Source organism: Streptomyces sp. NPDC001634 (assembly GCF_040298185.1).
GTDB lineage: Bacteria > Actinomycetota > Actinomycetes > Streptomycetales > Streptomycetaceae > Streptomyces.
Genome location: NZ_JBEOZU010000194.1, coordinates 1 through 3,750, shown reverse-complemented (window position 1 = coordinate 3,750; position 3,750 = coordinate 1). Strand labels below are relative to the sequence as shown.

4 protein-coding genes are annotated in these 3,750 nt (G+C 69.2%); 1 reads left to right on the top strand and 3 read right to left on the bottom strand.

Annotation, left to right across the window (positions count from 1 at the left end):
• Positions 1-372 precede the first annotated feature (372 nt).
• A complete protein-coding gene (locus ABT186_RS47355; protein WP_351237827.1) occupies positions 373-1,380 on the bottom strand; it encodes a stage II sporulation protein M in 1,008 nt (335 codons plus the stop codon).
• A 119-nt stretch (positions 1,381-1,499) separates the two neighbouring features.
• Between ABT186_RS47355 and ABT186_RS47350 the strand changes: the two genes are divergently transcribed.
• Positions 1,500-2,564 (top strand): RDD family protein, encoded by a 1,065-nt coding sequence (locus ABT186_RS47350; RefSeq protein WP_351930619.1) that lies wholly within the window; start codon positions 1,500-1,502, stop codon positions 2,562-2,564.
• 199 nt (positions 2,565-2,763) lie between these two features.
• Here the strand turns inward: ABT186_RS47350 and ABT186_RS47345 are convergent, their stop codons facing one another.
• Together ABT186_RS47345 and ABT186_RS47340 are read right to left on the bottom strand one after the other, a co-directional pair.
• On the bottom strand, positions 2,764-3,378 hold the full coding sequence (locus tag ABT186_RS47345; RefSeq protein ID WP_351237823.1) for a hypothetical protein: 615 nt from the start codon (positions 3,376-3,378) through the stop codon (positions 2,764-2,766).
• 207 nt (positions 3,379-3,585) lie between these two features.
• Positions 3,586-3,750, bottom strand: a 165-nt coding sequence (locus tag ABT186_RS47340) for an adenosylhomocysteinase (RefSeq protein ID WP_351235303.1), incomplete at its 5' end; no start/stop codon positions are given.

The following is a 3,750-nucleotide window of genomic DNA, read 5'->3' as shown; positions in this document are numbered from 1 at the left end:
AGAGACTCACTCTCGCGGCTTTCCTCCGGGCGCTTCCCTTCGGTGTTTCCGACTCTATCAGATCTTTTCCCGATCCGATTTCCTCGGTGCTTTCCAGGTTCCCGCTCTCGCGTTTCCCTTTCCGGCGGATCCGACTTTATCAGAGAATTTGGAGCCGTTTGATCGGCGTCCATTTCTGAATCATCGGGGGGCTTCTCGGAATCGATGTTCCGGAAGCAGCTAGACACTCACTGTAGCCGGTGGACAGGTCCACCTCTAGGCAACTGTTCGAATCTACCTCCCCACTCGATCCGTGTCAACGGCTCTTGTGGGGCGAAGAGGAGACTAGCAGGTCAACGCCGGCAGACGCACATCCAGCAGGGCGGTTACGCGTCATGCCGCCATCGGAACCGTCGTGCTGCGTTCGTCCGCTGCCACGTCACCCGTGTCACCGGCCCGTGCCGCACGTCCGCCCAGGACGAAGACGTACGTGAGGAAGGCCAGCTCAGCGGCAATGCCGATCCCAATGCGGGCCCAGGTCGGAAGGCCGGAGGGTGTCACGAAGCCTTCGATGGCACCCGACACGAACAGAACCAGAGCAAGGCCGATCGCCATGCCCAGGGCGGCCCGGCCCTCCTCCGCGAGAGCGCTGCGGCGGGAGCGGGGACCAGGGTCGATGAGGGTCCAGCCGAGTCGTAGGCCCGTTCCGGCAGCCACGAAGACGGCCGTCAGTTCCAGGAGGCCGTGCGGGAGGACCAGGCCCAGGAAGGTGTCGAGCCGGCCCGCCGAGGACATCAGACCGATGCCCACCCCCAGGTTCAGCATGTTCTCGAGGAGGATCCAGAGGACCGGCAGCCCCAGGAAGATGCCGAGGACCAGGCACATCGCGGCAGCCTGGGCGTTGTTCGTCCACACCTGGGCGGCGAAGGCGGCTGCGGGATGGCTGGAGTAGTACGTCTCGTACTGGCCACCGGGGCGGGTCAGGTTGCGCAGTTCACTGGGCGCCGCGATCGAGGACTGGACCTCCGGGTGAGTGCCTATCCACCACCCCAGGAGCGCTGCTATCACCGTGGAGAGCAGCGCGGTGGGTATCCACCAGTGGCGCGAACGATAGACAGCGGCGGGAAAGCCGTATGCAAGGAAGCGCGTGACATCGCGCCACGAAGCGCGTCGGGTGCCTGTCACGGCACTGCGCGCGCGTGCCACCAGTTGGCTGAGACGGCCTGTGAGCTGGGGATCCGGCGCACTGGACTGGATCACGGAAAGATGAGTAGCTGTGCGTTGGTAGAGGGCGACCAGTTCGTCCGCCTCGGCTCCGGTGAGGCGGCGCTGGCGGCGCAGCAGTGCCTCGAGACGGTCCCACTCGGCGCGGTGGGTGGACACGAACACGTCGAGGTCCATGGGATGGGCTGCTCCTCGTCCTCTCGTACTGCGTGTCAGCTTGTCGTACTGCGGCGCGATGTGCCCTCAGCTTGGCAGACTGATGTGTCCCGGGGTGGGTCAGGGGAAGGACGGCGGGCGTGAGTGAGCTGGTGACGGGCGAGGCGGTGGCGCTGGAGTTGCGCCCCGCGAAGCTGCCGAGTCGGGCGCTGGCCATGTTGCTCGATCTGCTGGTGGCCATGGCCGCCTACATCATCGTGGCGATCGGCCTGGTGGCGGCTTCGTCCAGTCTGGACGAAGCCGCGCAGGTCGCAGTGTCGATCGCGGCCTTCCTCCTGGTGCTGGTGGGCGGGCCGATCGCGGTGGAGACGCTCAGCCACGGTCGTTCGCTCGGGAAGCTGGCCTGCGGGCTCCGTGTGGTGCGGGACGACGGAGGGCCGATCCGGTTCCGGCATGCGTTGGTCCGGGGCGCCGTCGGTGTCGTCGAGATCCTGATGACTTTCGGGGTCGTCGCCTGCATCGCCTCGCTGGTATCGGCGCGGGGACGGCGGCTGGGTGACGTGTTCGCGGGTACGTTGGTCGTTCGGGAACGGGTGCCCGCGGTGCGCACGGGTTTTGTGCCCCCGCCGCCGCCCTGGCTCGCCGGGCGATTCTCCGCGCTCGATCTTTCGGCGGTCCCGGACGGATTGTGGCTGGCGATCCGGCAGTACCTGACGCGGATGCAGCAGCTGGATCCGCAGGTGGGGTGGGCGATGGCGGAACGTCTCGCCACCGACCTCGCGGCATGTACGGGGGCGCCGGTGCCGCAGGGGGTTCAGCCGGCCGCGTTCTTGGCGGCGGTCGTGCAGGAACGACAGGCGCGGGAGACCCGACGGGCTTTCGGTGGCTTGGGCGGGGGCGAGACCGTCGCGGTGAGCCCTCAGGCTCCCCGGATCCCGGATGGGCAGTCTCCGACGTCGCAGCAGGCCCCCATTCCGCACGTGGAGCACAGCCCCTGGTCGGCTCCCGGCTCGAACGCCTGGGCCGACGGGGCCGGCGCGCCCACGCCGGTCGAGCCGCAGACATACGCACCGCCGCAGGCGCCGGTGCCGGTAGAACCGCAGGGCCGACAGCCTGCGGCACCGCAGACCACGGCGCCGAATCCCGCGCCGTCGCAGGCCACACCGTCGGACCGGCCCGCCACGGGGTTCGTGCCGCCCGCGTAGCTCGGCCCGTGTAGCCAGCCACGCCCCTCATCGGGGGTGTCCGCCGATCACACTCCCCTGCCTCGGCCGACAGGTCGGCCACCGCGGTTCCCCGCGGGGCTCGTCGGCCTGCACACCACGGGGCCTGTATACGACGGCTTGCTCCGTCGTAAGTCGTACGCAGACCCCGGCCCCGCCTACCGCGCCCCGCGCCGCCTTTTCATGTGAAGACCGACGGCGGCGACTCGAGATGCTCCAGCTCGATGCCGGGCGCCGCCAGCACGACGTCGCCGGAGATGTGGACGGTGTGCTGCTCCCCTGTGTCCAGGGCTGTGACCTGGTACTCGTCCACGATCAGGGGGGCGTTGTCAGTGGCGTGTGCTTCTCTTTCGATCAGGGCCCAGGACTGGTCCACGGTGCGGGGGGCGAGGACCGGATCCGTAAAGGCGACGAGGCGCACGCGCGTCGCTGGAGAGGAGGGGGTGAGGCGCAGCAGCCGGGCGGTGGCGATGAGGAACGCGGGGGATGTGCCGGTGAAGGCGTGGGCGCGGACATTGCCTTCGGTGGCATGGGTGCCGGTGGGGTCGGTACGGACCCAGGTGACGCCGTCGAGGGCGGCGCCCCGCACCTGCCAGCCCGCGGCATGGAGTTCGAGGCGGATGGGGCGGCCGAGTTCGTCGAGGGCGAGGTCGACCGAACCGGCGTGGTCGCCGGAGGGGGTGGTCAGTTGGGAGACGTAGCGCCAGCCGGAGGGGCCGGGCGCGCACTGGAAGTGTTCTTCGGCGAGGAGGGTGTGGTCGTGCGGATCGTGAAGCGAATATCGGCCGCGAGGCATGGGGGTCCTGGGTCGTGACGGGCTGGTCGGGCCAGTCTGCCTGGCCCGGCCCATGGGGCAGGCCCCCGGCACGGGGGTGCGGGGGCCTGCCTCGGAACCTGCTGCTGAGGAGCGCGTCAGTGCACGGACGTGCTCACGACGTGGGGCGTGACGGGCGCGCGTACGCCGACAGCCGACGGCGTACGCGGACCCGGGCGCCGTACCTGATCAGTAGCGGTAGTGGTCGGGCTTGTACGGACCTTCGACCTCGACGCCGATGTACGCGGCCTGCTCGGGACGCAGCGTGGTGAGCTTCACGCCGAGTGCGTCCAGGTGGAGGCGGGCGACCTTCTCGTCCAGGTGCTTGGGCAGCGTGTACACGCCGGTGGGGTA

What these genes read in the sequence shown, in the direction of transcription:
- ABT186_RS47355 (WP_351237827.1), bottom strand. Translation starts at nt 1,380, where the DNA reads ATGGACCTCGACGTGTTCGTGTCCACCCACCGCGCCGAGTGGGACCGT.
- ABT186_RS47345 (WP_351237823.1), bottom strand. Translation starts at nt 3,378, where the DNA reads ATGCCTCGCGGCCGATATTCGCTTCACGATCCGCACGACCACACCCTC.